We start from the raw sequence: 24725 nt of genomic DNA, 5'->3' as shown, positions 1-24725 counted from the left end.
CGGCGTCGAAGAACGTGTCGCGTCTGGCCGGCGGCGGCAGGGCGATCGAATACGTCGGGTCGATCGCGGTGACGTCTCGGCGACCCCGCCGCTCGGCGGCGGCCGCTGCGGCAGCGCCACGCGCGACTCCTCGGTCATCACCAGGGGCAGGTCACGTCGGCGGCGGCACGTGCCGAGGTGGCGCCGAACATCGCCAGGCACAGGACAAAATGCAAAATTTCGTGTCTTGTGACGTCCTCCGGCCTGGCGCAATGGGCGTCGCGCGGAGCACGGCCATCGAAGCGGCGGTCGCCGTGAGGAGAATCACCGCGACGCGATCCGCCCCCGCAATCGGCGGCACCGCAGTCTAGAAGTCTCGCCGCGCCTTGTCGGCACGGCTCGATAACGACTCAGTAACGACTTGGTAACGGCTGGGGGCGTCAGGCGACGGCATCAACAGTCGTATCATGCGCCGGGCTGGAGGGAAGGGATTCACCGGCCCCGCCTCGTGCGGGCCGCGACATGACGCCGGAGACATGAACAACGATTCGAGCGCGCCAGCGCAAACCTATTATCGCTACCGCTTCGGCAGCGCCGAGTTCGACGAGGCCTGGTTCGAGCTGCGCGTGGCCGGCTTGCGCGTGGAGGTCGAGCGGCGGGCGCTGGAGGTGCTCGCCTATCTGCTGCGCCACGCGGGCGAGGTGGTGACCAAGGAGGAATTGTTCCGCGAGGTCTGGGCCGGTCGCGTCACCGTCGACAAGGTGCTGCCGAACGCGATCACCAAGCTGCGCCGCGCGCTCGGCGAGGCGAACGCGGAGCTGCTGCTGACGCAGCCGCGCATCGGCTACCGCATGAGCGGGGTGATCGAGCGCGTCGCGGTCGGGCGCAAGCTGGCCAGCCGGCTCGAGCTGCTGCCGGGCCAGGCCGTGCCGGGCCGCGAGAATTTCGTGCTGCAGCGCCAGCTCGGCGGCGGCCACGGCAGCGAGGTGTGGCTGGCCGAGCACGCCAAGACGCGCGAGCGGCGCGTGTACAAGTTCGGCGTCGACGGCGAACGCCTGCGCGCGCTGAAGCGCGAGGCGACGTTGTCGCGCGTGCTGCAGGAAGGCCTCGACGAGCGCGAGCATTTCGTCGAGCTGATCGATTGGAATTTCGAGAACCCGCCGTTCTTCCTCGAATGCGAGTACGGCGGCGACAGCCTGTACGAGTGGGCGCAGAGCGGACTGGCCGCGACCACGATCGAACAGCGCCTCGGCCTGTTCCTGCAGATCGTCGACGCGGTCGCCGCGGCGCACGGCGTCGGCGTGCTGCACAAGGACTTGAAGCCGGCCAACGTGCTGATCGCGGGCGAGGAACAGGGCTGGCGCATCCGCCTGACCGATTTCGGCAGCGGCCGGCTGCTCGATCCGGAGCGCCTGGAAGAACTCGGCATCACCCAGTTCGGCCTGACCGCCACGCAGAGCATCAGCACCGATTCGTCCACCGGCACGCCGCTGTACGTCGCGCCGGAGGTGTTCGCCGGGCATGCGCCGACGGTGCAGAGCGACGTCTACGCGCTCGGCATCATCCTCTACCAGATGCTCGCCGGCGACCTGACCCGGCCGATGGCGTCCGGCTGGGAGCAGGACATCGCCGACGAACTGCTGCGCGAGGACATCCGCCTCGCCACCGACGGCAACCCGGAGCGCCGCCTGGCCAGCGCGAGCGAACTGGCCGCGCGTCTGCGCAATCGCGACGCGCGGCGCGCCCAGGCGCAGCGCGCGTCCGAGGACGAGGCGCAGGCACGCCTCGCGCGCGAGCAGCTGGCGAAGAGCCGCGCGCGGCGGCCGTACCTGATCGCGCTGGCCGCCGCGCTGCTCGCCGGCGTCGCCGTGGTGCTGGTGCTGTATCAGGATGCGCTGCGCGCGCGCAACGAGGCGCAGCGCGAGCTCGAACGCGCCAGCGCGCTGAACCGCTTCCTCAACGAGGAACTGATCAGCAACACCAATCCGTTCGTGGCGTCGAAAGGGCAGAGCACGTCGCTGAAGGACGCCCTGCTCGGCGCGCGCGGGCGCATCGCCAAACGCTTCGCCGCGCAGCCGCTGACCGAGGCGTCGATCCGCGCCAGCCTGGTCACCTCGCTCAACATGCTCGAACTCTTCCCGGAGGCCGAATCGGAGGCGCGCCAGGCGCTGGCGCTGTACGAGCGCGAGGAGGGCGCGGGCAGTCGCGACGCCCTGCGCGCCCGCTCGATGCTCGCGCGCATGCTGACGCGGACGGCGAAGTTCGACGAGGCGCACAAGGAAATCGAGAAACTCGAATCGTCGACCCGGGATTCGTCCGAGCCGTGGTCGAAGTACCTGGTCTCGTCGGCGAAGGCGATCTATTTCGGCAATCTCGGCGAGTACGCCAAGGCCGTACCGGAGTATCGGGTCGCGATCGCGGCGATCCGGCAGGCCGATCCCGACAACGTCTCCACGCGCGATTCGATGCGCATGGACATGATCAGCATGCTGTCGCAGCTCGGCCAGCCGCAGGAGGCGCTGGACGAGGGACGCAGCCTGGTCGAGGAGATCGCCGCGCGCGGCAACGACAGCGAGCTGGTGCTCGCCTTCGCCAGGGCCAGCGTGGCGAAGGCGTACATGCTCACCGGAGACGAGAAGAAGGCGGAGGCGGAGCTGCTCGACGCGCAGAAGACGATCGTCGCCCTGCTCGGGGCGGAGCACACGCGCAATCTCGTGCTGATGTCCGACCTCTACGAGATCGAGGTCCACCGCAGGAACTGGCCGAAGGCGCTGGAGTACGGACGGAGCGTCTACGACGGGTTCCGCGCCAAGCTCGGGTCGGAGCACAACATCACCAACGTGACGCTGGTCAACCTCGGCCAGGCGCTGTACGAGACGGGCAACATGCAGGAAGCGCAGTCGCAGTTGCAGCTCGCGCATCAGAAGCTGTCGGCGCAGTTGTCGAAGGAAAACCCGCAGAGTCAGGTCGCCGCGTTCTGGCTGGCGGCTGCGGACGTCGAGCTCGGCAAGCTCGAAGAAGCCGCCAACCTGCTGCAATCGCTCGACGCCAAGGCACTGGAATCGGCCGGCACCGCGGACGGGCTGTGGGCGTTCCGGCTCGACGCCTTGCGCGGCCTGCTGCTGAGCAAGCGCGGCGACGCGCAAGCGGCCGCGCCGCTGCTGAAATCGGCCGTCGAGGGCCTGCGGCAGAAATCGGCGACGGAAGATTCGTTCTACGCCAAGGCGAACCAGGCGCTGGCGGCGCTCAATCGCGAGTTGACGTGAGGTCCGGCGCGGCCAGCCAGCGCCGCGCCGGAATCGCGAGCAGCAGCGAATACGCCGCCGCGATCAGCGCCGAGGCGGACACGTCGGACAGGAAATGCTTGGCGAGGTCGACGCGCGCGGCGACGACGAACAGCGGGATCGCCAGCAGCACGGCGCGCAGCCAGGGCAGACGGCAGGTTGCCGCCAGCGGCAGCAGCAGGCCGAAGTAGAACGCGGAATGGCCGGAGGGGAACGAGCCGCCGCCGGCGAACCAGACGTGGCTCCAGTCGCCGCCGTCGAGCACCTGGTGCGGGCGCAGGCGGCCGAAATGGTTCTTGCCGGCGATCATCGTCGCCAGCGTCGCGAACTGCACCAGCGCCGCCCCGACCAGCGCGCGCGGCCATTGACGTCCACGCCGGAGCATCAGCCCCGCCGCGCCGATCGCGAGGGTGACGCAGCCGGCGAGCCAGAACCACACGTGCATGCCGCTGACGAAATCGAGCGCGCCGAGGCCGTCGGCGAACACGGTCGCGTTCTCGATTCCGCTGGCACGGATCCATTCGGCGAGCGGCCGGTCGAGGCCGAGCAGGCCCGCGGCGAACGACGTCGCGGCGATCGCCGCGACGACGACGAGCAGGCGGCGATTCACGCCGTACGCCGCGGTCGCGTCGATCATGGCCTTCCCCCTGTGCGTGCGCCGAGCCCGGGTGGCATCATAGCGCGCCCGCCTCCGCGCCCATTCGACCGACCATGCCGCTTCCCGAACGGTTGCCGCCCCCTCGTCATCGGCCGTATGCGCCGCTCCGCTCGAACCGACGCACGGAAACCTGACGATGCCGAGTACGGAACCGCGCGGTCCGCGCCAGATCTGGCGCGCCTTCCAGTGGTCGATGGCCGGCTTGCGCGCGGCCTGGCGGCACGAGGCGTCGTTCCGCCTCGAAGGCTATCTGTTCGTGATCTTCTTTCCGCTCGGGCTCTGGCTCGGCCACGGGCCGATCGAGAAGGCGATCCTCTGCGGCAGCCTGCTGCTGGTGTTGTCGGCGGAGCTGCTCAACTCGGCGATCGAGGCGATCGTCGACAAGGCCAGTCCGGAGTTCCACGAACTCGCCGGCCGCGCCAAGGACATGGGCTCGGCCGCCGTGTTGTTGCTGATGTTCAATGTCCTGCTGTGCTGGGGCCTGATACTCTGGCGGTGACTTCGGCATGCTCCCGCGATCGTCGATGATCGCGGGAATCGGGAAGCGGCCGCGCCTCGCCGCGGTTCTCGATGGAAAGCATTTTCTTCAACCCAGGCCTGGACGCTCGTGGAGAGTCGCGGTTGGATCTGCTCGCTGACCCGCAAACCTGGATTGCGCTGCTGACCCTGTCCACGCTCGAGATCGTGCTCGGCGTGGACAACCTCGTCTTCATCTCGATCGCGGTGAGCCGCCTGGCGGCGGAACGGCGTTCGAGCGCGCGCCGCATCGGCCTCGCCTTCGCCTGCATCACGCGCATCCTGCTGTTGTTGTCGCTGGCGCACCTGGCCGGCATGGACGACCGCACCTCGTCGCTGTTCCACATGTTCGGCCAGATCATCTCGATCCGCGATCTGGTGCTGATCGGCGGCGGCATCTTCCTCGTCGTCAAGGGCGTGATGGAGATCCTCGACGCGCTCGGCGACGAAGAGGAGGAGGCCGGCGGCCGCGCTTCCGCCAGCTTCGCCCTGGTCATCGCGCAGATCGCGCTGATCGACATCGTGTTCTCGCTCGACTCGGTCATCACCGCGGTCGGCATGATCAACATCCTGCCGGTGATGGTGGCGGCGATCATCCTGGCCGTGCTGGTGATGATCTTCGTCGCCGACCCGATCGGCGCCTTCATCGACAGCCATCCGACGATCAAGATGCTCGCGCTCGCGTTCATCATCCTGGTCGGCGTCGCCCTGGTCTGCGATGGCCTGGGCGTGCACATCCAGCGCGGCTATCTGTATTTCGCGATGGCGTTCTCGGCCGCGGTCGAGTCGCTGAACCTGTTCGCCGAGCGCCGCAGGCGCCGGCGGCGCGAACGCGGCATCGGCATCGGCGACGGCTAGTGCGGGACGCCCGCCCTCGGCATTCACGCAGACGCCAGCCGCGGGAGCGAATGTCAGAAATCCATGCGGACGCTTGCGCGGCTCCGGTCTCCGCGCCAGAGTAGCGTCGATCCGGCCGTGTCCGGGGATGGCCGTCAACGGAGAGGGAATATGCGCGCGATCCGATTCGTTTCCTTGTTGCTGCTCGTCACGCTGCTCAGCGGCTGCGGCTACAACCAGATCCAGTCGAAGGACGAGGGCGTCAAGGCCGCCTGGTCCGAGGTGCTGAACCAGTACCAGCGCCGCGCCGACCTGGTGCCGAACCTGGTCAACACGGTGAAGGGCTACGCCACGCACGAAGAGGAAGTCTTCACCAAGGTCACCGAGGCGCGCGCCAAGGTCGGCCAGATCAACCTCAGCGCCGACGACCTCTCCGACGAGAACAAGATGAAGGCGTTCCAGCAGGCGCAGGGCGAACTGTCCAGCGCGCTGTCGCGGCTGATGGCGGTGTCGGAGAACTATCCGCAGCTGAAGGCCGACGGCCTGTTCCAGAACCTGCAGGCGCAGCTGGAAGGCACCGAGAACCGCGTCACCGTCGCGCGCAACCGCTACATCCAGGTGATCCAGGACTACAACACCTACATCCGCTCGTTCCCGACCAACCTGACCGCGATGCTGTTCGGCTACAAGACGAAGGCGAACTTCTCGGTCGAGAACGAGAAGCAGATCTCGACCGCGCCCACGGTCGACTTCAGCAAGCCGGCGCAGCCGCCGCAGCAGCAACCGCAGCCCGCGCACTAGAACCGTTCCAGAACGACGGGCGTGAGGATTCACGACTCAGCTTTCCCCTTTCCCGCGCGAGGGATCGACGGCCGCCGTGCGGCGGCCGGAGGGGAGTGGGAGCGGATGAAGGCGCTTCGACGCGAGCTCGGAGCGGGCTTTCTCCCGCGAGCGGAAGTGGAGAATTCGTCGGCCGTTCGAGGTGCGATCGCTTGAACCGGAGCCGCTCCAAGCGTCTTGCCACGCGCGTGCTGCACGGCCTGCTGGCGGCGCTGTTGTGTCTCGTCGCCGTCGCCGCGTGGGCCGCGGACGGCGGTCTGCAGCCGATCCCGCCGTTCGGGCCGCGCGTCACCGACCTGACCGGTACGCTCGACGCGCAGCAGAAACAGACGCTCGAATCGCAGCTGCAAGCGCTCGAGCAGAGCAAGGGATCGCGCGTCGCCGTGCTGATGCTGCCGACGACCGCGCCCGAGGACATCGCGCAGTACGGCATCCGCGTCACCGACACCTGGAAGCTGTCGCGCAGCGACGGCAAGACGCACGACGGCGTGCTGCTGATCGTCGCCAAGAACGACCGGCGCGTGCGCATCGAGGTCGGTTCCGATCTCGAAGGCGCGATTCCCGACGCCGCCGCCGCGCGCATCATCCGCGAATACGTCACGCCGAAATTCCGCGCCAACGACTACTACGGCGGCGTCGCGGACGCGCTCGGCGCGCTGACCAAGCTGATCAACGACGAGCCGCTGCCGCCGCCGCTGACCGACGAGGACGCCGGGCACGGGCAGGGCATGGATCCCGGCGCGGCGTTCATGGTTGCGCTGTTCATCGGCTTCTGGGCGCGCGGGATGTTCGGACGGCTGCCGACGCCGCCGCGCGCGGGCCTGGTCGCGGCGATCACCGGCGGTGCCGGCTGGCTGCTCAGCGGCTTGATTCCGCTCGGTATCGGCGCAGGCCTGGCCGGTCTTTTCCTCGGCTTGCTCGGCGGCGGCGGTGGCGGCGGTTTCGCCAATCGCGGCGGCTGGGGCGGCTTCGGCGGCGGTGGCGGCTGGGGTGGAGGCGGCGGTGGCTGGAGCGGCGGTGGCGGTGGTTTCAGCGGCGGCTCCGGCGGCGGATTTTCCGGCGGCGGCGCTTCGGGGAGCTGGTGATGCGTGTGCTGCGCCATCTGTTCGATTTCGGTCTGGCCCGGCGCCGCTTTCCGCCAGCGACGCTGGATGCGATCCAGCGCGCGATCAAGGCCAGCGAGAGCCGTCACCTCGGTGAGATCGTGTTCGCGGTCGAAGGCTCGCTGCCGCCGTTGGTGGTGCTGCGCAGGCACGACGTGCGCGAGCGCGCGCGCGAAGCGTTCGCGCAACTGCGCGTGTGGAACACCGAGCACAACACCGGCGTGCTGGTCTACGTGCTGCTCGCCGAGCACGCGATCGAGATCGTCGCCGATCGCGGCATCGCGGCGAAGGTCGCCGAAGAGGAGTGGCGCGAGGTCTGCGCGCTGATCCGGCAGCATTTCATCGCCGGCGACTACCAGCGCGGCGCGATCGCCGGCGTCGAGGCGATCACCGCGATCCTCGCGCGCCATTTCCCGGCCGACGGGCAACGCAATCCCGACGAATTGCCGGATCGGCCGGTGTTGCTGTAGTGCTCGCACGCCGTTTCGCGTGTGTCGTGCCGTGCGACGGTGAGGGACGAGCGGTAGCGAAATCCCGATATGCGCGCTCCGCTGCGGCCCAATCTTGAAGATCGGTCAAGAATCGGAAACTGTGACGTAGTTCTCTGTTAGATTGCCGCCCGTCCTGTGCTGCGGGATTCGCGACGAGCGCTTCGCGCGTTCGCTCCCGAGGTTCCGCCGCAGCGACGCAGGGGTTGTCTTCGCCAGTCGCGGGCGCGTCATGGGCGCGCCGGGCCAGCCACGCGGATCGCGTGGGTCGGAAGCACTCTTGCGCGTGGCCTTGCCGCGCACATCCCCCTGATCGGCACTCGGGCCCGCCGTGCGAACGCTGGCGCGCCCCATCACAGTTCGAGGTGATTGCGATGAAACATTCGATTTTGCTGGCGGCACTCCTGCTCGCCATGGCCAACGCGCATGCGAACGGACCGCCGGGTCCGCCGGTACCGTCGCCGGAGACCTGCGCCGCGCAAGGTGGCGTGCCCGGCGCGAACCTGATCGCCGACGGCAGTTTCGGTACCGGCAGCGGCGCATTCGGCGAAAGCGCGCCGGCGCCGGGCCTCGGCGCGCAGACGACCTACACCTACGCGTCCTGGGTCAGCTATCACCCCGACGACGGCGAGTACGTGATCGTCAACGCGACCGGCCCCGGCAGCCCGTGGAGCACCTGGCACGACCAGTTGCTCGGCCACACCACCGGCGCCGCCGACGACCGCTTCGCCGTGTTCAACGCGAGCATCGAGCCCGGCACGTTCTACGCGCAGACGTTCGCCGTCGCGCCGAACACGAATTTCGAAGTCAGCTTCTGGGTCATGAACGTCAACAGCAATTCGAACGACCTGCTGTTGCCCAATCTCGCCACCGTGATCCGCCGCGTCGGCGTCGATCCGGTCGGCGGCGGCATCGTCGTCGCCACCACCGGCGACATCCCGCAGGCCAATCCCCCGTTCTGGCACCAGTACGCGGCGCTGTTCAACAGCGCCGGCGCGACGCAGATCGAGGTGCGCCTCGACAACAACAGCAGCGGCGGACTCGGCAACGACTTCGCGCTCGACGACATCGTCCTCGCGCCCTGCGCGCTGCCGGCCGGCGCGGTCGGCGGCACGCTCTACTACGACGCCAATCTCGACGGCGCGCTGCAGGCGGGCGAGCCCGGCCTGCCGGCGAACATCCCGGTGCAGATCGTCGACACGCAAGGCACGCCGGATACCGGCGACGACGTGATCGTCGCGACGACGCAGACCGACGCGACCGGCCATTACGCGTTCGCCAACATTCCGGTCGGCGCGAACTACATCGTGCACGCGCTCGTCACCGATCCGAACGTGCCGGCGAACGTCGCCCTGCACACGCCGAACGACGTGCCGGTGTCGGTCACCAGCGGCAGCCAGGTCGCCACCGACTTCGGCTTCGTCAGCGCCGACGTGCAGATCCTCAAGCAGGGCCCGTCGCACGTCGGCGGCGGCCAGCCGATCGTCTACACGCTGACGATCTCCAACCCCGGCCCGACCGCAGCCGACGGCGCCAGCTGGAGCGACCCGGTGCCGGCGGAAATCACCGCCGTCAGCGCGCTGTGCGACAACGAAACCGGCGGCGCCGTCTGCGGCCCGGTGCAGGTCGTCGGCAACGACGCCAGCGGCACCCTGCCGACCCTGCCGGTCGGCGGCAGCGTGCGCATCACGATCCAGGGCACCACGCCCGCCGCGGAGACCATGCTGTCGAACACCGCGACGGTGACGCCGGCCCCGGCGATCCCCGATCCGGATGCGGACAACAACACCAGCACGGCGAGCACCAGCACGCCGGTGTCGTTGCAGAGTTTCGAGGTGGATTGAGGAAGGGAGCGTTCCCGGTGCGCGTCTCGCGGCGCGCACCGGGAGCGATCACGGCACGCATGCCGTGTCGTTCACGGCGATCGAGAGTTCGTCCGGAATTGCGATCGGCGCGCGGCAATGCGCGCCTTCGCAAACGTAGGCGATGCCGCCCGCGCGATGAATCTGCGCGGCGAGCACGCCGGGCAAGGGCGCATCCTGTGGCGGAATGCGGTACACGTCCGCGCGTACCGTCGTCGCGGCGGCTTCCTTCCAGCGCGATGCTTCCTCGCCGTCCGCCGCGCGCAATACGACGTGCATGCGCGGACGGAGGAATTCCCCGAGCGCGAGCAACAAGGTGCAGCTCGCGTGCGGGAGTTCCTGCAAGCTCGGCCACGCCGCACGCAGGCAACGCTCGGCCGCATCGAGGTAGCGTGTTTCACCGAGCAGATGGCCGAGGCGGAGCAGGGCGCGCGCGGCGACGCCGTTGCCGGACGGCAGCGATTCGTCCATCCACGGCTTCGGCCGCTGCGGCAGCGCCTCGGCGTCGTGCGCGGTGAACCAGAAGCCGCCGCGGTCGCGGTCCTCGAAGCGATCGAGCAGGGTATCGGCGAGCAAGATCGCCCAGTCCAGGTCGCGCCGCTTCCAGCGCAGCTGCAGCATCGCGAGCAGGGCGTCGAGCAGGAAGGCGTGATCGTCGAGATAGGCGGCGAACTTCGTCTCGCCGCGCGCATGGCTGGCGTAGAGGCGGCCGTCCTTCCAGAGCTGCGCATGCAGGAAGTCGAGCGCACGTTCCGCCTCGACGGTCAGCGCAGCGAGATTCTCGTCGACGCGCGCGCCGCGCGCCGCGCCGGCGATCGCCAGCGCGTTCCAGGCGGTCAGGATCTTGTCGTCGAGCGCGGGCCGCGCACGCGCGCCGCGCGCAGCGAGCAGGCGGCGGCGCGCGCGCAGCCAGCGCGCTTGTGCTTCTTCGGGTTCGATGCTTAGCGCGGCAGCAGCATCCTGCAGCGACAGCACCGCGCGCAGGTGCCAGGCATGGTCCTCGAAGTTGGGCGCGCGATCGAGTCCGAAGCGTCGCTCGACCAGCGCGTATTCCCCGGCGTCGAGCAGGCCGCGCACTTCGTCGCGATCCCAGACGTAGAAGCGGCCTTCCTCGCCTTCCGAGTCGGCGTCCAGCGAGCTGTAGAAACCGCCGCCCGATGCGCTCATCTCGCCGACCAGCCAGGTCGCCGCGTCGAACGCCGCGGCGGCGAAGGCCGGATCGTCGGTGCGCGCATACAGCGGCAGCAGCTGCGCGTTGTCGTACAGCATCTTTTCGAAATGCGGAATGTCCCATTCGGCGTCGATGCAGTAGCGGAAGAAGCCGCCGCCGAGGTGGTCGCGCAGGCCGCGTTCGGCCATGCGTTCCAATGTGAGGCGCGCCATCGCCGCGCCGCGTTCGCCGCCGGCGTTCGACTGCAGTTCGATCTCGCTCGCATGCGGGAACTTCGGCGCGCCGCGACGGCCGCCGTTGTCGGCGTCGAATTCGGCGGCGATGCGTTCGAGCGCGCGTGCGATCGGGCTGTCGTCGAGCGCATCCGCATGCGAGTCGCCTTCGCCGTAGTCGGCGAGGAAGCGCGCCAGCGCCTCGTTCTGCGCGCGCAGCTCGGCCGGCTTCTCGTCGTACCAGCGGCGCACGCCTTGCAGCACCTGCACGAAGCTCGGCATGCCGTAGCGCGGCGTCTTCGGAAAGTAGGTGCCGGCGAAGAACGGCAGGCGATCGTCCGGCGTCAGGAACACCGTCAGCGGCCAGCCGCCGCCGCGCCGCGCCAGCGCCTGGTGCGCGAGCTGGTAGACCTTGTCGACGTCGGGCCGCTCCTCGCGATCGACTTTGACGTTGACGTAGAGCGCGTTCATGACGCGTGCGACCGCCTCGTCCTCGAAGCTCTCGTGCGCCATCACGTGGCACCAGTGGCAGGCGGCGTAGCCGATCGAGAGCAGCACCGGCTTGTTCTCGCGTCGCGCGACGGCGAACGCTTCCTCGCACCACGGCCACCAGTCGACCGGGTTGTCGGCATGCTGGCGCAGGTACGGACTGGTTTCGGCGGCGAGACGGTTGGTCATGCCGGAAGTGTACGCCGCGGGTTGTTACGTGCGCGGCCAGGCGCTACCGTGCGCCACCCGACGGCGAGTGCACGACGTGAGCGACGAAATCGAATACCCGGCCCTGTACCTGAAGCGCGGCGAGGATGCGCGCCTGCGCGCCGGGCATCTGTGGGTGTACTCGAACGAGGTCGACGTCGCGCGTTCGCCGCTGTCGGCGTTCGAGCCGGGCGAGATCGCCGCGATCCTCGACCATCGCGACAAGCCGATCGGCATCGGCTACGTCAATCCCAATTCCCTGATCGCGGCGCGCCTGGTCTCGCGCGGCGTCGAGCACGCGCTGGACCGCTCGCTGATCGTGCATCGGCTCAACGTCGCGCTGGCCCTGCGCGAACGCCTGTACTCGGAGCCGTACTACCGGCTCGTGTTCGGCGAGTCCGACGGCTTGCCGGGCCTGGTGCTCGACCGCTTCGGCGACGTCGTCGTCGGCCAGATCGCGACGGCCGGCATGGAGCGCCTGAAGGACGAGATCGCCGCCGCCGTCGTCAAGGTGCTGAAGCCGCGCCAGCTCTGGTGGAAGAACGACGCCTCGATCCGCACGATGGAGCACCTGCCCGAGTACGCCGACCTCGGCCACGGCGAGTACGGCGGCGAGACGATCGTGCGCGAGGGCGGGCTCGAATTCGCGATCGATCCGATCGGCGGCCAGAAGACCGGCTGGTTCTACGACCAGCGCGAGAACCGCGACCTGCTCGCGCGCTTCGTCGCCGGCAAGCGCGTGCTCGACATGTTCAGCTATCTCGGCGCCTGGGGTCTGCGCGCCGCAGCGGCCGGCGCAAGCGAAGTCGTCTGCGTCGACGCGTCCGCGGCGGCGGTCGAGGCGATCGCGCGCAACGCAGAGCGCAACGGTCTCGCCGATCGCGTGACGGCGGTACGTGCGGATGCGTTCGACCATCTCAAGGCGCTGCGCGACGCGCGCGAGCATTACGACGTGGTGATCCTCGACCCACCCGCGTTCATCAAGCGCAAGAAGGATTTCGCCGAAGGCCGCCTGGCCTATCGCCGCATCAACGAACTCGGCATGCAGGTGCTGGCGCGCGACGGACTGCTGGTCACCTGCTCGTGCTCGCATCACATGCCGCGCGCGACGCTGCTCGAAGCGGTGCAGCAGGGTGTGCGCCATCTCGACCGGCAGGCGCAGATGCTGATCGCGCTGCAGCAGGCGCCGGACCATCCGGTGCATCCGGCGATTGCGGAGACGGATTACCTCAAGGGCTTCGTTTGTCGCGTGTTGCCGGCGTGACGCGCCGGCCTCATCTCACTGCGGCGTCGGCCTCGAAGCCGTTCATGAAGATGGGCAGGTCCGTCAGCACGAAGTCGATGCTCTCCCGGTGCTCCTCGGCGGCGAGCACCAGCGGAGTCGGGGCGATCGACGAGATCGGTTCCGGATAGACGGGACAAGGCCGATCGAAATAGAAGGCGCACTGCGCGAAAGCGTCTCTGCCGTAGTAAGCACGGACATAGTACGTGCCCGCAAACCATTTCCCGCCGACGTAGCGGCCGTCCTGATCCGTATAAGCGGACCACTTCTCGGCGTAGTCGGCGTCATAGCCGACGATGTACGTATTGGGGAGCGGCGCTCCCGTCCTCGAGTCGACGACCCGACCGGCCAATGTCGAACTGCGGCGCAAGGCGAAATCGATGGCGTCTACGGTGTCGCCGGATTCGACGATCACCGACTCGCCGTTTTCGTTGCACGATCGACCCATGCAGGACACGCCGGGATACACCTGGTCGACGTAGGCGACGGGGGCAATCACCTTGACGAAGTAGTAGGGGCGTACGTTCACGGCGATTTCGTAACGGCCGTCCGCATCCGACCGCACCGTGAAATGGCAGTAGGTCAAGAACAAGAGAGTGTCGTTGTAGCAAGCCATGATCCAGGCGTTCGGCACCGGCGCACCGTCGACGACGTCGGTGACTCTGCCGCGTATGACGGCCTCGGGGCCGAAGGCGAAGTCGATGCCGTCGATCGAATCGCCTGCCACGACGCTGATGGCATCGCCCGCGACGATCGGCGAGCAGTCGTTGCCCGCGCAGTCGATGCCCGAGTAGAGCTGCTTGCCGCCGAGGCCACGGGAGCTGACGCGCGCGGCGATGCGGAAGGTTCCATTCGGTACGCCGTCGACGCGATAGGCGCCGGAGGCGTCCGTACGCTCCTTGCCGACGTCGATCAGGTTTCCGTCCGCGTCATAGAGTTCGAACGTGACGTCGGCGTATGGGATGGCATCGCCGGAGCGCTCGTCGGCCACGGAACCGGCGAACGACGAGCCGGCCGTCAGGTCGAAATCGACGTCGTGCCGCGTTCGGCCGTCGCCGATCGTGATCGGGGTCGCGGCGTCGATGTCGGAGAGATGGCTGACGGGAACGCCGTCATAGCATTCCTGCACGAGGCCGGCGAGCATTCCGCCGGCGCAGATCCGATAGGTGCCGGGCGACAGCCATATCTTGTACGAGCCGTCGGCTGCCGTGGCGACGCGATCATCGATGGTCCAACTGGACGAGTCCTCGTCGCGAATCCAGGCTTGCACGATGACGCCTGCAAGCGGCGCTCCGGCGGCGTCGCGCACTACGCCGGCGACGCTTGCGGGAAACAGCGCGAAGTTCCGCTCGACGCTGCTCGACGAGGCATCGAAATAGGACTCGTCCCATCCATAGCCGAAGGCGGACGCCACTATATGAGCGTACTGGCCAAAGTTCAGATCGCCGGTCCAGGCGTAAGCACCGTCGGAGGTGGTTTCCAGCAACGCCACCGGCTCATCGTCCTTCAGGTAGATCTTGACGAGAGCGCCCGCAATCGGTTCGCCATTGGCGGCGTCGCTGATCCGGCCATGTACGGTGACGACCGCGGCGCAGAGCGGGGCCGCCCAGAAGGCCATCGAGAGCATCAAGCCGAAGCCGATGCCGATTGCATCGCGAAAGAACCGCATTCCCTTCCCCTGACGGCGTCCTGATTCCAGTGTATCAGCGCGCTCGGCGCGGCGTCTCCCGAGCGGCTTGGCTCGCCGTCGTCACCGTTTGCCGGCACAATGAGAGACTGATCGCCGCCGCACCTCTTTCATGCCTTACTTCGTCGACATCGACCCGATCGCCTTCTCGCTCGGCCCCATCGCCGTGCACTGGTACGGCCTGATGTACCTCGCCGGCTTCGCCGGCGCCTGGTGGCTCGGCCAGCGCCGTCGCGCGGCGGGGCGCCTGCCGGTCACCAGCGACGAGTTTTCCGATCTCGCCTTCTACGTGATGCTCGGCGTCGTGCTCGGCGGCCGCATCGGCTACATGGTGTTCTACAACACGGCCGAGCTGGTCGCCCATCCGCTCAGCCTGTTCCGCGTCTGGGAAGGCGGCATGTCCTTCCACGGCGGCCTGCTCGGCGTGCTCGTCGCGGGCCTCTTGTGGTCGCGCAAGCACGGGTTGCATTTCTTCGACGTGGTCGACTTCGTCGCGCCGCTGGTGCCGATCGGGCTCGGGCTCGGCCGGCTCGGCAACTTCATCAACGGGGAACTGTGGGGTGCCCTGACTCACAAGCCCTGGGGCATGATCTTCCCGAGCGCGCTGGAATCGCTCGGCAAGACCCGCGACGAACTGCATGCCATGTACCTGGCCGGGCAGTTGAACGATCAGGCGCGTCATCCGTCGATGTTGTACGAGTTCGCGCTCGAAGGCGTGGTGCTGTTCGTGGTGCTGTGGATCTACTCGCGCAAGCCGCGGCCGCGCTACGCGGTGTCCGGCCTGTTCGCGCTGCTCTACGGCCTCTTCCGTTTCGCGGTCGAGTTCGTACGCGTTCCCGACGTGCAGCTCGGCTATCTCGCCTTCGGCTGGCTGACCATGGGGCAGATCCTTTCCGTGCCGCTGATCCTGGTCGGTCTGTTGCTGCTGTGGCTGTCGCGCAAGGCGCCGACGTTGCGCCTGTACTCGGTTACGATGCCCGACCAGGACGACACCAAGAACGGCAACGCGAGCTGATGCGCCAATATCTCGACCTGCTGCGCCACGTGCTCGAGCACGGCGCCGAGAAATCCGACCGCACCGGCACCGGTACGCGCAGCGTGTTCGGCTGGCAGATGCGCTTCGATCTCGCGCAGGGCTTCCCGCTGGTCACGACGAAGAAGCTGCACCTGCGCTCGATCGTGCACGAGCTGATCTGGTTCCTGCGCGGCGAGACCAATGTCCGCTACCTCAAGGACAACGGTGTCTCGATCTGGGACGAGTGGGCCGACGCGGACGGCGAACTCGGGCCGGTGTACGGCAAGCAATGGCGCAGCTGGGCCGGCGCGGACGGGCGCAGCGTCGACCAGATCGCCTGGGTGGTGGACGAGATCCGACGCAATCCGGACTCGCGCCGCCTCGTCGTCAGTGCCTGGAACGTCGCCGACCTGCCGAAGATGGCGCTGCAGCCGTGCCACGCGCTGTTCCAGTTCTACGTCGTGAATGGAAAGCTGTCCTGCCAGCTCTACCAGCGTTCGGGCGACATCTTCCTCGGCGTGCCGTTCAACATCGCCAGCTACGCGCTGCTGACGCAGATGGTCGCGCAGGTGACCGGCCTCGCGCCGGGCGACTTCGTGCACACGCTCGGCGACGCGCACCTGTATTCGAACCACTTCGAGCAGGCGCGCGAGCAGCTCGCGCGCGAGCCGCGCGCGCTGCCGAAGCTGGTGCTCAATCCCGACGTGCGCTCGCTGTCCGACTTCCGCTACGAAGACGTCGCCTTCGTCGACTACGCGCCGCACGCGGCGATCAAGGCGCCGGTGGCGGTGTAGCCGTGCAGCCCTGCGCGCAGCTGAAATAGGCGGCATTGCGCGGATAGTCGAGCGTCATGCGCAAGCGCATCAGCGCGTTGCCGCCGAGCGCGCCTTCGACGGGTTTGTCGGTCATGCTCGACATCATCTCGCGGAACGCACGGTCCGGCCGCTCGGTGAACCAGACCGGGCCGACCTTCCATCCGGCGACCTCGACCTCCGGCACGCGGATCGCGCGCGCGCGGAAGCGCGGCGCGAACAGGTCGTCCGCGTTCTCGACCACGACCCATTCCGGATGTGCCGCGCGCCAGGCGTCGAAGGTGCTGGTGGTGATGAAGCTGGCCGCGCGCGCGCCGTTCACCGGCGCCGGCTTGGGTTGCGCGGCGAGCGCCACGCGCGTCGGATAGCCGGTCGCGCCGGTATCGAGTAGCAGGTCGAGATCGCGTCCGTCGACGCGCGCGGTGATGCGCGGCATGTGGAACGCCGGCGCGTCGGCCGACGCGGATTTGAAGCCGATCTCCGTGCGATGCGCGCCGGCCGGCGCCTTCCAGTCGTCGCCTTCGAGAGTGAACTTGCGAGCCGGATAGTCCCAGGTCCAGACGCGTCCGGCGAACCAGCGGTTGCTGAGCAGGCCGTCGCCGGTGCTCGACGCGGAGGCGCCGCTGTGGTCCTTGCACTCGTGCACGAGCAGCGAGTCGTCGCCGTCGGCGTTGCCCGGAACGCCGGCATTCGGCTTGAACGCGGGCATCCGGGTTCGCCGCACGTCCTTGCCGAGTTCGGCCTCGAGCTCCGGATCCGGCGGCAGCGCCTCGAGCGCGAGGTGCAGGCGCTCGGCCGCCTTGCGGCAGAGCAGGTTGGTGCCGCCACCGGTGTCGGTGTAGAGACGCAGCGATTCGCCGCTGGCCGTGGTCGGTGTCGCGAACACGCGATCGGCCTCGAAACGGCTCGGGATCGTGGTCGCCTGCGTACCCGCGAGCGGTATCGTCAACAGCAGCGCGATAGGGGGCATCTTCGCTCTTGGTCGTCGGAGGAGAGCGCGAAAATCGCCGACCCCGCACGTCGTCCACAGTGCTCAAAGTCATGGCGCTCGCCGCGCATGCAGACAACGGTCAGAATACGCGCATGAGCTCCGAGCCGATACGCATTTCTCTCGTCGCGGCCCTCGACCGCAATCACGCGATCGGTCGCGACGGCGCGATGCCTTGGCATCTGCCCGACGACCTGAAGCGCTTCAAGGCGTTGACGCTCGGCAAGCCGGTCCTGATGGGACGCAAGACCGCGCTCGCCATCGGCCGGGCATTGCCGGGACGCGCGAATCTCGTGCTGACGCGTGGCGATCGCGCGCCGTTCGAGGGGCAATTCGTCGTGCATTCGTTGGAGGAGGCGCTCGAGCGCGCCGACGGCGAGGAACTCGCCGTGATCGGCGGCGGCGAGGTCTACGCGCTGGCGCTGCCGCGCGCGACACACCTGCATCTGACCTGGATCGACACCGAAGCCGCCGGCGCCGATGCGTACTTTCCGCATTTCGACGCCGAAGAATGGATCGAGACGTCACGCGAGCCGCATGCGGCGGATGCGCGGCACAGGTATGCGATGAGCTTCGTCGACTACGAGCGCCGGCAAGCGCCGTAGTCGTCGTCTGGTTCGTCCGTTCGCAAGATTTCTCTCGCGGAGGCGCGGAGACGCAGAGAGAGAAGAAGAGCAGGAGAGCCCCGCATCAGACGCCTTTACCTCTGCGTCTCCGCGTCTCTGCGAGAAATCCGCCTGCTCGTCCGGCCATCGAATGCCGTCAGCCCAGCTCTGCAAGCGAGAGGGCGAGTGGCCCGTCAGTCCTGCTCTTTCCCCGGCGCCGGCTTGCGCTCCGACTTGATGCTGACGAACTCCGGATCCTCCGAATCGAGGCGCATGGCGGTCAGCGAACCGCCCCAGACGCAGCCGGTGTCGATCGCGTGGATGCCGAGGCCGACGAAGCGGCCGAGCGTGGACCAGTGGCCGCAGACCACGCGCAGGTCGCGCTTGATCTGGCCCGGCACCTCGTACCACGGATACAGGCCGGGGCGCTGCGTGCCGGGCGCGCCCTTGTCGCCGAAGGCGATGCGGCCGCGCACGTCGACGTAGCGCATGCGCGTGAACACGTTGATGCCGGCGCGCCAGCGATCGGTGCCGCGCAGTTTCGGCGTCCACAGGTCCGGCTTGTTGCCGAACATCTGCTTGAGCAGGCGGCGGTAGCCGTCGCTGCGCAGCTTGTCCTCGATTTCGCGCGCCATCTCCTCGGCCTGCTGCGTGGTCCAGCGCGGGAACAGGCCGGCGTGCACGAGCAGGAAGCCGAGAGTGCGGTCGACGTGCAGCAGGTTGCGCCGGCGCAGCCAGCCGAGCAGCTCGTCGCGGTCCGGCGCGAACAGCACTTCGCGCAATTCGGGATTGACGCGCGCCTGCTCCTCGCGCTTGCGCTCGGCGATCGCGAGCAGCGAGAGATCGTGGTTGCCGAGCACGACGGTCACGTTGTCGCCGAGCGCCTTGACCGTGCGCAAAACGGCCAGCGACTGGCCGCCGCGGTTGACCAGGTCGCCGCAGAACCAGAGCCGGTCGACGCTGGGGTCGAAGCGCAGCTTGTCGATCAGGCGGGCGAGTTCGTCGTGGCAACCCTGGACGTCACCGATGGCCCAGACTGCCATCAGTGCAAGGTCCGCGGAATCGACAGCACGAAGGCGGGAATGTGCGCGTCGAACTGGGTGCCGTCGTCGGCGATCATCTGATAACTGCCGCGCATCGTGCCGAGCGCGGTCTCGAGCACGGCGCCCGAGGTGTACTCGTAGTCGGAGCCCGGGCGCACCCAGGGCTGTTCGCCGACGACGCCTTCGCCGCGCACTTCGCGCACCTTGCCGTTGCCGTCGGTGATGACCCAGTGGCGCGACAGCAGCCGCGCGCCGACCGTGCCGTGATTGGCGATCGTGATGGTGTACGCGAACGCGTAACGATTGTCGGCCGGCGCCGACTGGTCGTCCAGAAAGCGCGCGTCGACCGAGATCGAGATGTCGTAAGGCTTCTTGCCGCTCATGGGTGGCGATTTTCCGGGACGCGGGGCGCGGCGGCAAGCGTGCCCTGGCTTTCGTCGGCGGAGGCGGCCAGCGCCTGCGCCAAAGCCACGAACGCCGCCGGCGCCAGCTGTTCGGCACGCGCCTTCGGATCGACGCCGGCGGTCTGCATGCATTCGCCGGTGACCAGCCCGTGCAGCGCGTTCGCCAGTGTCTTGCGGCGCTGGCCGAAGGCGGCCTTGACGATGCGCGCGATCGTCGCCGCGTCGGCCGCCGGGCGCTCCCCGGCCGCGCGCGGGATCAGGCGCACGACCGCCGAATCGACCTTCGGCGGCGGCCGGAACGCGCCGGGCGGTACGGCGAGCAGGGGTTCGACGCGGCAGGCGAGCTGCAGCATCACCGACAGACGGCCGTAGACCTTGCTGCCCGGCGCCGCGGCCATGCGGTCGACGACTTCCTTCTGCAGCATGAAATGCATGTCGCGGATCGAATCGACGTGGTCGAGGCAGTGGAACAGGATCGGCGAGGAAATGTTGTAGGGCAGATTGCCGACCACGCGCAGCGTGCCGCCCTGGGCGAGGTTGGTGAAATCCACGCCGAGCACGTCGGCGTGCAGGATTTCCAATTCGCCGACGCCTTCGGCCGCAGCGCGCAGGCGCGGGATCAGGTCGCGGTCGAGCTCGATCACGGTCAGGCGGCCGAGCGCGCGCAGCAGCGGCAGCGTCAGCGCGCCGTCGCCGGGGCCGATCTCGACGATGCGCTCACCGGGTTTCGGATCGATCGCCTGCACGATCTTGCGCAGCAGGCCGGGGTCGTGCAGGAAGTGCTGGCCGAAGCGCTTCTTGTGGATGTGCCGATCGTCGCTCATGCGCGCATCGTAGCGGATGGGCAGGCGTCGGGAGCGAAGGCTTGGACGTGGATCGACGCGGATGAACGCGTATCAGAAATTCTGTTTGCCTCAATTCGCTTCCATCGGCATTGATCCGCGTCCGGCTTTCCGCTCTCGCGTCAAGCAACCAGCCAGCGCGTGAGCCAGTAGCCGCCGACGGTCAGCCAGACGAACAGCGCGAAGGCGAGCAGCAGCGGCTTGGGACCGAGCGCACGCAGGCGCGAGACGCGCGTCTCGAGGCCGAGCGCGCCCATCGCGGTGGCCAGCAGCAGCGTGTCCAGGTCGAGCAGTGCCGTGCGCAGGCCCGGCGGCAATTCGATCGTCGAGTTCAGCGCGCAGACGCCGACGAAGGCGAGCGCGAACCAAGGCACCGTGATGCGCCCGCCCGCGCCGCCGGCACGCGCCTGCCAGCCACCGAGCAGGAACAGGAACGGCACCAGCAGCAATACGCGCGTCAGCTTGACGATCACCGCGGTATCCGCTGCGGCCGGGCTGACCGCGTTGCCGGCGGCGACCACCTGCGCCACCTCGTGCACGGTCGCGCCGGTGTAGATGCCGTAGGTCTCCGGCGGCAGCGCCAGCCACGACGCCAGCTGCGGATAGAGAAAGATGTTCACGGTGCCGAACAGCACCACGCCGGCGATCGCGATCGCGACCTTGCTCGCTTCCGGTTTCAGCAGGCGCTCGGTCGCCAGCACGGCGGCCGCGCCGCAGATGGCGCTGCCGCAGGCGGTCAGCAAGGCGGTGTCGCGATCGAGGCCGAGCCAGCGCCGGCCGATCCACAGGCCGAGGCCGAGCGTGCTGGCGACGACGATCAGGTCGAGCAGCAGCGCGCCCGGACCGACGTCGGCGATCTGCTGGAAGCTGATGCGCAGGCCGTACAGCACGATGCCGGCGCGCAGCAGCTCGCGCTGCGCGAACGCGATGCCGGGCGACAGCCGTGCGGGCAGGCGCGCGCCGGCGAGGTTGCCGAGCAGCATGCCGAGCGCGATCGCCAGCGTCAGCGCCGACAGCTGCAATCCGGCCAGCGCGGGCAATGCGGCCAGGGCGAGCCCGGCGAGACCGAGCAGGAGCGCGAAGAGGAGACCGGGAAGGCGGGCGGCGACGGAGGACATGGGCGGACCGGGAGAGGCGGCACGCGCATTTTCGAATCATCCGTCATATAAAGATAATCGTTAGTCATGATGACGGTTATAAGGATTCCTGATGATCGCGATCAGCCCGCGGCAACTCGAAGTGTTCAGCACGATCGCCGCCGCCGGCAGCGTGCGCGCGGCGGCCGCGCAGCTCGGCCTGACGCAGCCGGCGGCGAGCATGGCCCTGGCCGAACTGGAGCGTCTGCTCGGCACGACGTTGTTCGACCGTCACCAGCGCCGGCTGCATCTGAACGAACAGGGGCGCGCGCTGCTGCCGCGCGCGCGAGAGATCGTCGAGCGCCTGCGCGAACTCGGCGAAGGCGCCGCGACGGCGAAGCCGCGGGGCGCGCTCGCGATCGGCGCGAGCAACACGATCGGCAACTATCTGGTCGGCGAGCTGCTCGGCGGTTTCGTCGCCGCGCATCCGGCGGTGCGCTTGAGCCTGCGCGTCGCCAACACGGCGGAGATCATCGCCGGCCTGCTCGATTTCAGCCTCGACGTCGGCTGCGTCGAGGGACCGGCGGCGCAGGCCGAGATCGAAAGCATTCCCTGGCGCGAGGACGAACTGAAGATCTGCGCGCGCGCCGACCATCCGCTGGCGCGGCGAAAGCGCCTGCATGCGCGCGATTTCGCCGGCGAGCGCTGGATCCTGCGCGAAAGCGGTTCGGCCACGCGCCAACTGTTCGAGGATGCGAGCCGCGACGCGCTCGGGCCGCTCGAAGTCGTGCTCGAACTCGGCCAGAGCGAGGCGATCAAGCAGGCGGTGATCGCGGGCCTAGGCATCGGCTGCCTGCCCGCCGTCGCGATCGCGGACGCGGTCGCCGCCGGCAAGCTGGTCGCCCTGAAAGTTCCGTTCCTCGACCTGCGCCGCAAACTGGCCCTGGTCGTGCACCGCGAGCGCTACCGCGGCGCGACGCTGGCGGCGTTCCTGCACTGCGCGCTGGCGCATCGGCGGGGCAGGAGCAAGCCGGACGCGGATCGACACGGAGATCGCGGCGGAAGCGAGGGCAAGCTGGACGCGGATCGACGCAGATAGACGCGGATCAAGAAAAAGCTCTATCCGCGTTCTTTCCAGTTGATCCGCGTCGAAGTGCCCTTCTCACACCCCACCACGCAGAGCGGCGCTCGCAGCGTCGGCGAGCCCGGGTTCGGTGGCGAGCACGCCGGCCAGTTCGCCGGCCACGCGATCGGCGACCTCGCGCGAGGACTTCGCGTTGTCCTCGCGCTTGAGCACGAAGAACGTGCGCCGTGCGGGCGCGTACGTGGCGAAGAATCCGGCCAGGCTCGCGTGGATGCGGTGCTCGACGTCCTTGTCGCGCACGAGTCCGTGCGCGGCGAAGCGGCTCTCCCACCAGGACGGACTGGCCCAGACCAGGTGCCCATGCTCCGGCCAGCCGCGCGCGTCGCAGTGCAGGTGGCGCCAGAACGAGGCGGGACCGGCGGCGCGCCATTCCGGCAGCGGGATGTCGACGTCGCCGAACACCTCGTCGCGGCCGAACATCGGCGAATTGATCAGGCAGTAGCCGTCGCGGTCGAGCAACTGGCGCATGCGCTCCAGATAGCGGTCGAGCTTGAGCGGATTGAAATGCTCGAGGATGTCCATCGCCAGCACGGCGTCGTACGGCGGCTGCAGGTCCAGCGAGAGCAGATCGCCGTAGCGGATGCGGTTCTTGATCGACGGATAGGCCAGCACGAAGGCGAGGTGGCTGATCTCCACGCCGGTCGTCTCGATGCCGCGTTCGTGCAGCAGGCTCAGCACGGGACCGGTGAAGCAGCCGATTTCCAGGCAGCGCTTCGCGCCGAATCCGGCGACCAGCGCCGCCGTCACGCGCTTGTCGACGTCGACGACCGGCGACCAGACGCCGAAGCTGTCGTAGTAGCGGTGTTCGTGGATGGCGGCTTCGAGTTCGTCGAACTCGCGATCGTCGGAGATCGTCAGGGTGCTGGTGCCGTCCGGGTTGCGCCGATAGCGCTGCGGAAAGCGCTCGGTCAGGTCCGGCAGTTCGGTCGGCGGCACGCGCAGGTACTTCTGGCGCTGGCTGAATTCGTCCGACTCGACCATCGTGCGCGCGATGTCGGCCAGCGCGGTGCCGGATCTGAGCGCGTCGGCGTGCGAACGCAGGCCGCCCTGGTCGGGCTCGCGGCCGAGCAGGCCGCGATAGAGTTCGGAGATCAGGGATTCGGGAGCGTCGCCGGGGCTGCGTTGGGGATGATGCCAAAGCGAGCGGAGGCGACTGAGGTTCATGAGCTGCGTTCGGCTAGGCGCATGGCGAGGTCGGTCGCGGCGATGATACTCCCCGCATCGGCGCGGCCGCTGCCGGCGAGGTCGAGCGCGGTGCCGTGGTCGACCGAGGTGCGGATGTAGGGCAGGCCGAGGGTGACGTTGACCGCATGACCGAAGCCGGCGTGCTTGAGCACCGGCAGGCCCTGGTCGTGGTACATCGCGAACACGGCGTCGTAGCGCGCGAGCTGCGTCGGCACGAAGGCGGTGTCGGCCGGGAGCGGCCCCTGCACGTCGAAGCCGGCCGAGCGCAGCCGCGCGATCGCCGGGGCGATCTCGTCGATCTCCTCGCGACCGAGATGGCCGCCTTCGCCGGCGTGCGGGTTGAGGCCGAGCACGGCCACGCGCGGCGCGGCGATGCCGAACCGTGCGATCAGCTCGTCGCAGAGGATGTGCAGGTGCCTGACCAGATCGTCGCGGCGGATCGCGGCGGGTACCGCCGCGAGCGGCAGGTGCGTGGTCGCCAGCGCCACGCGCAGGTCGCCGCCGCTGGCGGCGCGGCCGCCGGCGTTCGCCGCGGTCAGCATCATGACGACGTCGCGGCCGGCGCGCTGCGCGAAGAATTCGGTGTGGCCGGTGAACGCGATGCCGGCGTCGTTGACGACGCCCTTGTGCACCGGCGCGGTCACGATCGCGGCGAATTCGCCGTCGGCGGCGCCGTCGGCGGCACGCGCCAGCGTGGCCAGCACGTAAGCCGCATTGCGCGGATCGAGCGTTCCCGGCGCCGCCGCGGCGCGCAACGGGATCGGCGCGACGCGCAGGCGGCCGCGCGCGCGCGCGGTCGGCGCGCGGTTCGGATCGTAGGTTTCCAGGTCGAGATCGACGCCGGCGCGACGGGCGGCGTCGGCGAGCAGATCGGCGTCGGCGATCGCGACGAGATCGGCGGCGAGATCGCTCGCCGCCAGTTTCGCGATCAGCTCCGGTCCGATGCCGGCCGGCTCGCCGGCGGTGAGCGCGAGACGCGGCAGCGCGGTCACCGGA

At 68.8% G+C, this 24725-nt stretch carries 22 protein-coding genes; 12 read left to right on the top strand and 10 right to left on the bottom strand.

What is annotated here, in order from left to right; genetic code table 11:
• Positions 1 to 515 precede the first annotated feature (515 nt).
• Positions 516 to 3245 (top strand): winged helix-turn-helix domain-containing protein, encoded by a 2730-nt coding sequence (locus J7520_RS13095; protein ID WP_291188937.1) that lies wholly within the window; start codon positions 516 to 518, stop codon positions 3243 to 3245.
• Here the strand turns inward: J7520_RS13095 and J7520_RS13090 are convergent.
• The gene (locus J7520_RS13090; protein ID WP_291188935.1) at positions 3226 to 3900 is read right to left on the bottom strand and encodes a phosphatase PAP2 family protein; all 675 of its coding nucleotides are present in this window, start codon (positions 3898 to 3900) and stop codon (positions 3226 to 3228) included. The genes J7520_RS13095 and J7520_RS13090 overlap by 20 nt on opposite strands.
• Before the next feature lie 157 nt (positions 3901 to 4057).
• Between J7520_RS13090 and J7520_RS13085 the strand changes: the two genes are divergently transcribed.
• The 6 genes from J7520_RS13085 to J7520_RS13060 all read left to right on the top strand — a co-directional run bounded on the left by J7520_RS13085 (position 4058) and on the right by J7520_RS13060 (position 9549).
• The gene (locus tag J7520_RS13085) at positions 4058 to 4420 is read left to right on the top strand and encodes a diacylglycerol kinase (protein ID WP_291188933.1); all 363 of its coding nucleotides are present in this window, start codon (positions 4058 to 4060) and stop codon (positions 4418 to 4420) included.
• A 122-nt stretch (positions 4421 to 4542) separates the two neighbouring features.
• A complete protein-coding gene (locus tag J7520_RS13080) occupies positions 4543 to 5295 on the top strand; it encodes a TerC family protein (protein WP_291188931.1) in 753 nt (250 codons plus the stop codon).
• A gap of 150 nt (positions 5296 to 5445) precedes the next feature.
• Complete coding sequence (locus tag J7520_RS13075; RefSeq protein WP_291188929.1) at positions 5446 to 6075, top strand: LemA family protein; 630 nt, start codon at positions 5446 to 5448, stop codon at positions 6073 to 6075.
• Between the two features lie 191 nt (positions 6076 to 6266).
• Positions 6267 to 7199 carry a TPM domain-containing protein gene (locus J7520_RS13070; RefSeq protein WP_291188927.1) on the top strand — a complete coding sequence of 311 codons (933 nt, stop codon included), beginning with the start codon at positions 6267 to 6269 and terminating at the stop codon, positions 7197 to 7199.
• Positions 7199 to 7687: a TPM domain-containing protein gene (locus J7520_RS13065; protein ID WP_291188925.1), complete on the top strand. Its 489-nt coding sequence runs from the start codon at positions 7199 to 7201 to the stop codon at positions 7685 to 7687. The genes J7520_RS13070 and J7520_RS13065 overlap by 1 nt, the downstream gene beginning before the upstream one ends.
• 392 nt (positions 7688 to 8079) lie before the next feature.
• The gene (locus J7520_RS13060) at positions 8080 to 9549 is read left to right on the top strand and encodes an SdrD B-like domain-containing protein (protein ID WP_291188923.1); all 1470 of its coding nucleotides are present in this window, start codon (positions 8080 to 8082) and stop codon (positions 9547 to 9549) included.
• Positions 9550 to 9597: 48 nt separating this feature from the next.
• Here J7520_RS13060 and J7520_RS13055 read toward each other — a convergent pair whose 3' ends face one another.
• Positions 9598 to 11628 (bottom strand): thioredoxin domain-containing protein, encoded by a 2031-nt coding sequence (locus J7520_RS13055; protein ID WP_291188921.1) that lies wholly within the window; start codon positions 11626 to 11628, stop codon positions 9598 to 9600.
• An 88-nt stretch (positions 11629 to 11716) separates the two neighbouring features.
• On the opposite strand from J7520_RS13055, the gene J7520_RS13050 reads away from it, so the two are divergent.
• Entirely contained in the window at positions 11717 to 12910 is a 1194-nt protein-coding gene (locus tag J7520_RS13050) for a class I SAM-dependent rRNA methyltransferase (RefSeq protein WP_345776916.1), read from the top strand.
• 10 nt (positions 12911 to 12920) lie between these two features.
• Here the strand turns inward: J7520_RS13050 and J7520_RS13045 are convergent, their stop codons facing one another.
• Positions 12921 to 14597, bottom strand: a complete 1677-nt coding sequence (locus J7520_RS13045) for a hypothetical protein (protein ID WP_291188917.1) — start codon at positions 14595 to 14597, stop codon at positions 12921 to 12923.
• Between the two features lie 130 nt (positions 14598 to 14727).
• Between J7520_RS13045 and lgt the strand changes: the two genes are divergently transcribed.
• Both lgt and J7520_RS13035 read left to right on the top strand, forming a co-directional pair.
• On the top strand, positions 14728 to 15630 hold the full coding sequence (gene lgt / locus J7520_RS13040; protein WP_291188915.1) for a prolipoprotein diacylglyceryl transferase: 903 nt from the start codon (positions 14728 to 14730) through the stop codon (positions 15628 to 15630).
• Positions 15630 to 16424: a thymidylate synthase gene (locus tag J7520_RS13035; RefSeq protein ID WP_291188913.1), complete on the top strand. Its 795-nt coding sequence runs from the start codon at positions 15630 to 15632 to the stop codon at positions 16422 to 16424. Before lgt ends, J7520_RS13035 begins: the two co-directional genes overlap by 1 nt.
• Here J7520_RS13035 and J7520_RS13030 read toward each other — a convergent pair.
• Complete coding sequence (locus J7520_RS13030) at positions 16402 to 17412, bottom strand: hypothetical protein (protein WP_291188912.1); 1011 nt, start codon at positions 17410 to 17412, stop codon at positions 16402 to 16404. The two genes, J7520_RS13035 and J7520_RS13030, sit on opposite strands and share 23 nt — an antisense overlap.
• 128 nt (positions 17413 to 17540) lie before the next feature.
• Between J7520_RS13030 and J7520_RS13025 the strand changes: the two genes are divergently transcribed.
• Positions 17541 to 18035 (top strand): dihydrofolate reductase, encoded by a 495-nt coding sequence (locus J7520_RS13025; protein ID WP_291189094.1) that lies wholly within the window; start codon positions 17541 to 17543, stop codon positions 18033 to 18035.
• 194 nt (positions 18036 to 18229) lie between these two features.
• Here J7520_RS13025 and J7520_RS13020 read toward each other — a convergent pair whose 3' ends face one another.
• The 4 genes from J7520_RS13020 to J7520_RS13005 form a co-directional block, all read right to left on the bottom strand.
• Positions 18230 to 19078: a symmetrical bis(5'-nucleosyl)-tetraphosphatase gene (locus J7520_RS13020; protein ID WP_291188910.1), complete on the bottom strand. Its 849-nt coding sequence runs from the start codon at positions 19076 to 19078 to the stop codon at positions 18230 to 18232.
• Entirely contained in the window at positions 19078 to 19461 is a 384-nt protein-coding gene (apaG, locus tag J7520_RS13015) for a Co2+/Mg2+ efflux protein ApaG (protein WP_291188908.1), read from the bottom strand. The genes J7520_RS13020 and apaG overlap by 1 nt, the downstream gene beginning before the upstream one ends.
• Positions 19458 to 20306 (bottom strand): 16S rRNA (adenine(1518)-N(6)/adenine(1519)-N(6))-dimethyltransferase RsmA, encoded by an 849-nt coding sequence (gene rsmA, locus J7520_RS13010; RefSeq protein ID WP_291188906.1) that lies wholly within the window; start codon positions 20304 to 20306, stop codon positions 19458 to 19460. The genes apaG and rsmA overlap by 4 nt, the downstream gene beginning before the upstream one ends.
• 140 nt (positions 20307 to 20446) lie before the next feature.
• The gene (locus J7520_RS13005) at positions 20447 to 21442 is read right to left on the bottom strand and encodes a YeiH family protein (RefSeq protein ID WP_291188904.1); all 996 of its coding nucleotides are present in this window, start codon (positions 21440 to 21442) and stop codon (positions 20447 to 20449) included.
• 91 nt (positions 21443 to 21533) lie between these two features.
• Between J7520_RS13005 and J7520_RS13000 the strand changes: the two genes are divergently transcribed.
• Positions 21534 to 22499: a LysR substrate-binding domain-containing protein gene (locus tag J7520_RS13000; protein WP_291188903.1), complete on the top strand. Its 966-nt coding sequence runs from the start codon at positions 21534 to 21536 to the stop codon at positions 22497 to 22499.
• A 63-nt stretch (positions 22500 to 22562) separates the two neighbouring features.
• On the opposite strand, the gene J7520_RS12995 is transcribed toward J7520_RS13000, so the two are convergent.
• Both J7520_RS12995 and pdxA read right to left on the bottom strand, forming a co-directional pair.
• Positions 22563 to 23708, bottom strand: a complete 1146-nt coding sequence (locus J7520_RS12995) for a methyltransferase domain-containing protein (protein WP_291188901.1) — start codon at positions 23706 to 23708, stop codon at positions 22563 to 22565.
• Positions 23705 to 24721: a 4-hydroxythreonine-4-phosphate dehydrogenase PdxA gene (pdxA, locus tag J7520_RS12990; RefSeq protein WP_291188900.1), complete on the bottom strand. Its 1017-nt coding sequence runs from the start codon at positions 24719 to 24721 to the stop codon at positions 23705 to 23707. The genes J7520_RS12995 and pdxA overlap by 4 nt, the downstream gene beginning before the upstream one ends.
• Positions 24722 to 24725 lie beyond the last annotated feature (4 nt).

This window comes from Dokdonella sp. (genome assembly GCF_017744955.1).
Classification (GTDB): Bacteria; Pseudomonadota; Gammaproteobacteria; order Xanthomonadales; family Rhodanobacteraceae; genus Dokdonella_A.
Note: the sequence above shows the minus strand (reverse complement) of the source record. Positions and strands in the feature narration are given on the sequence as shown.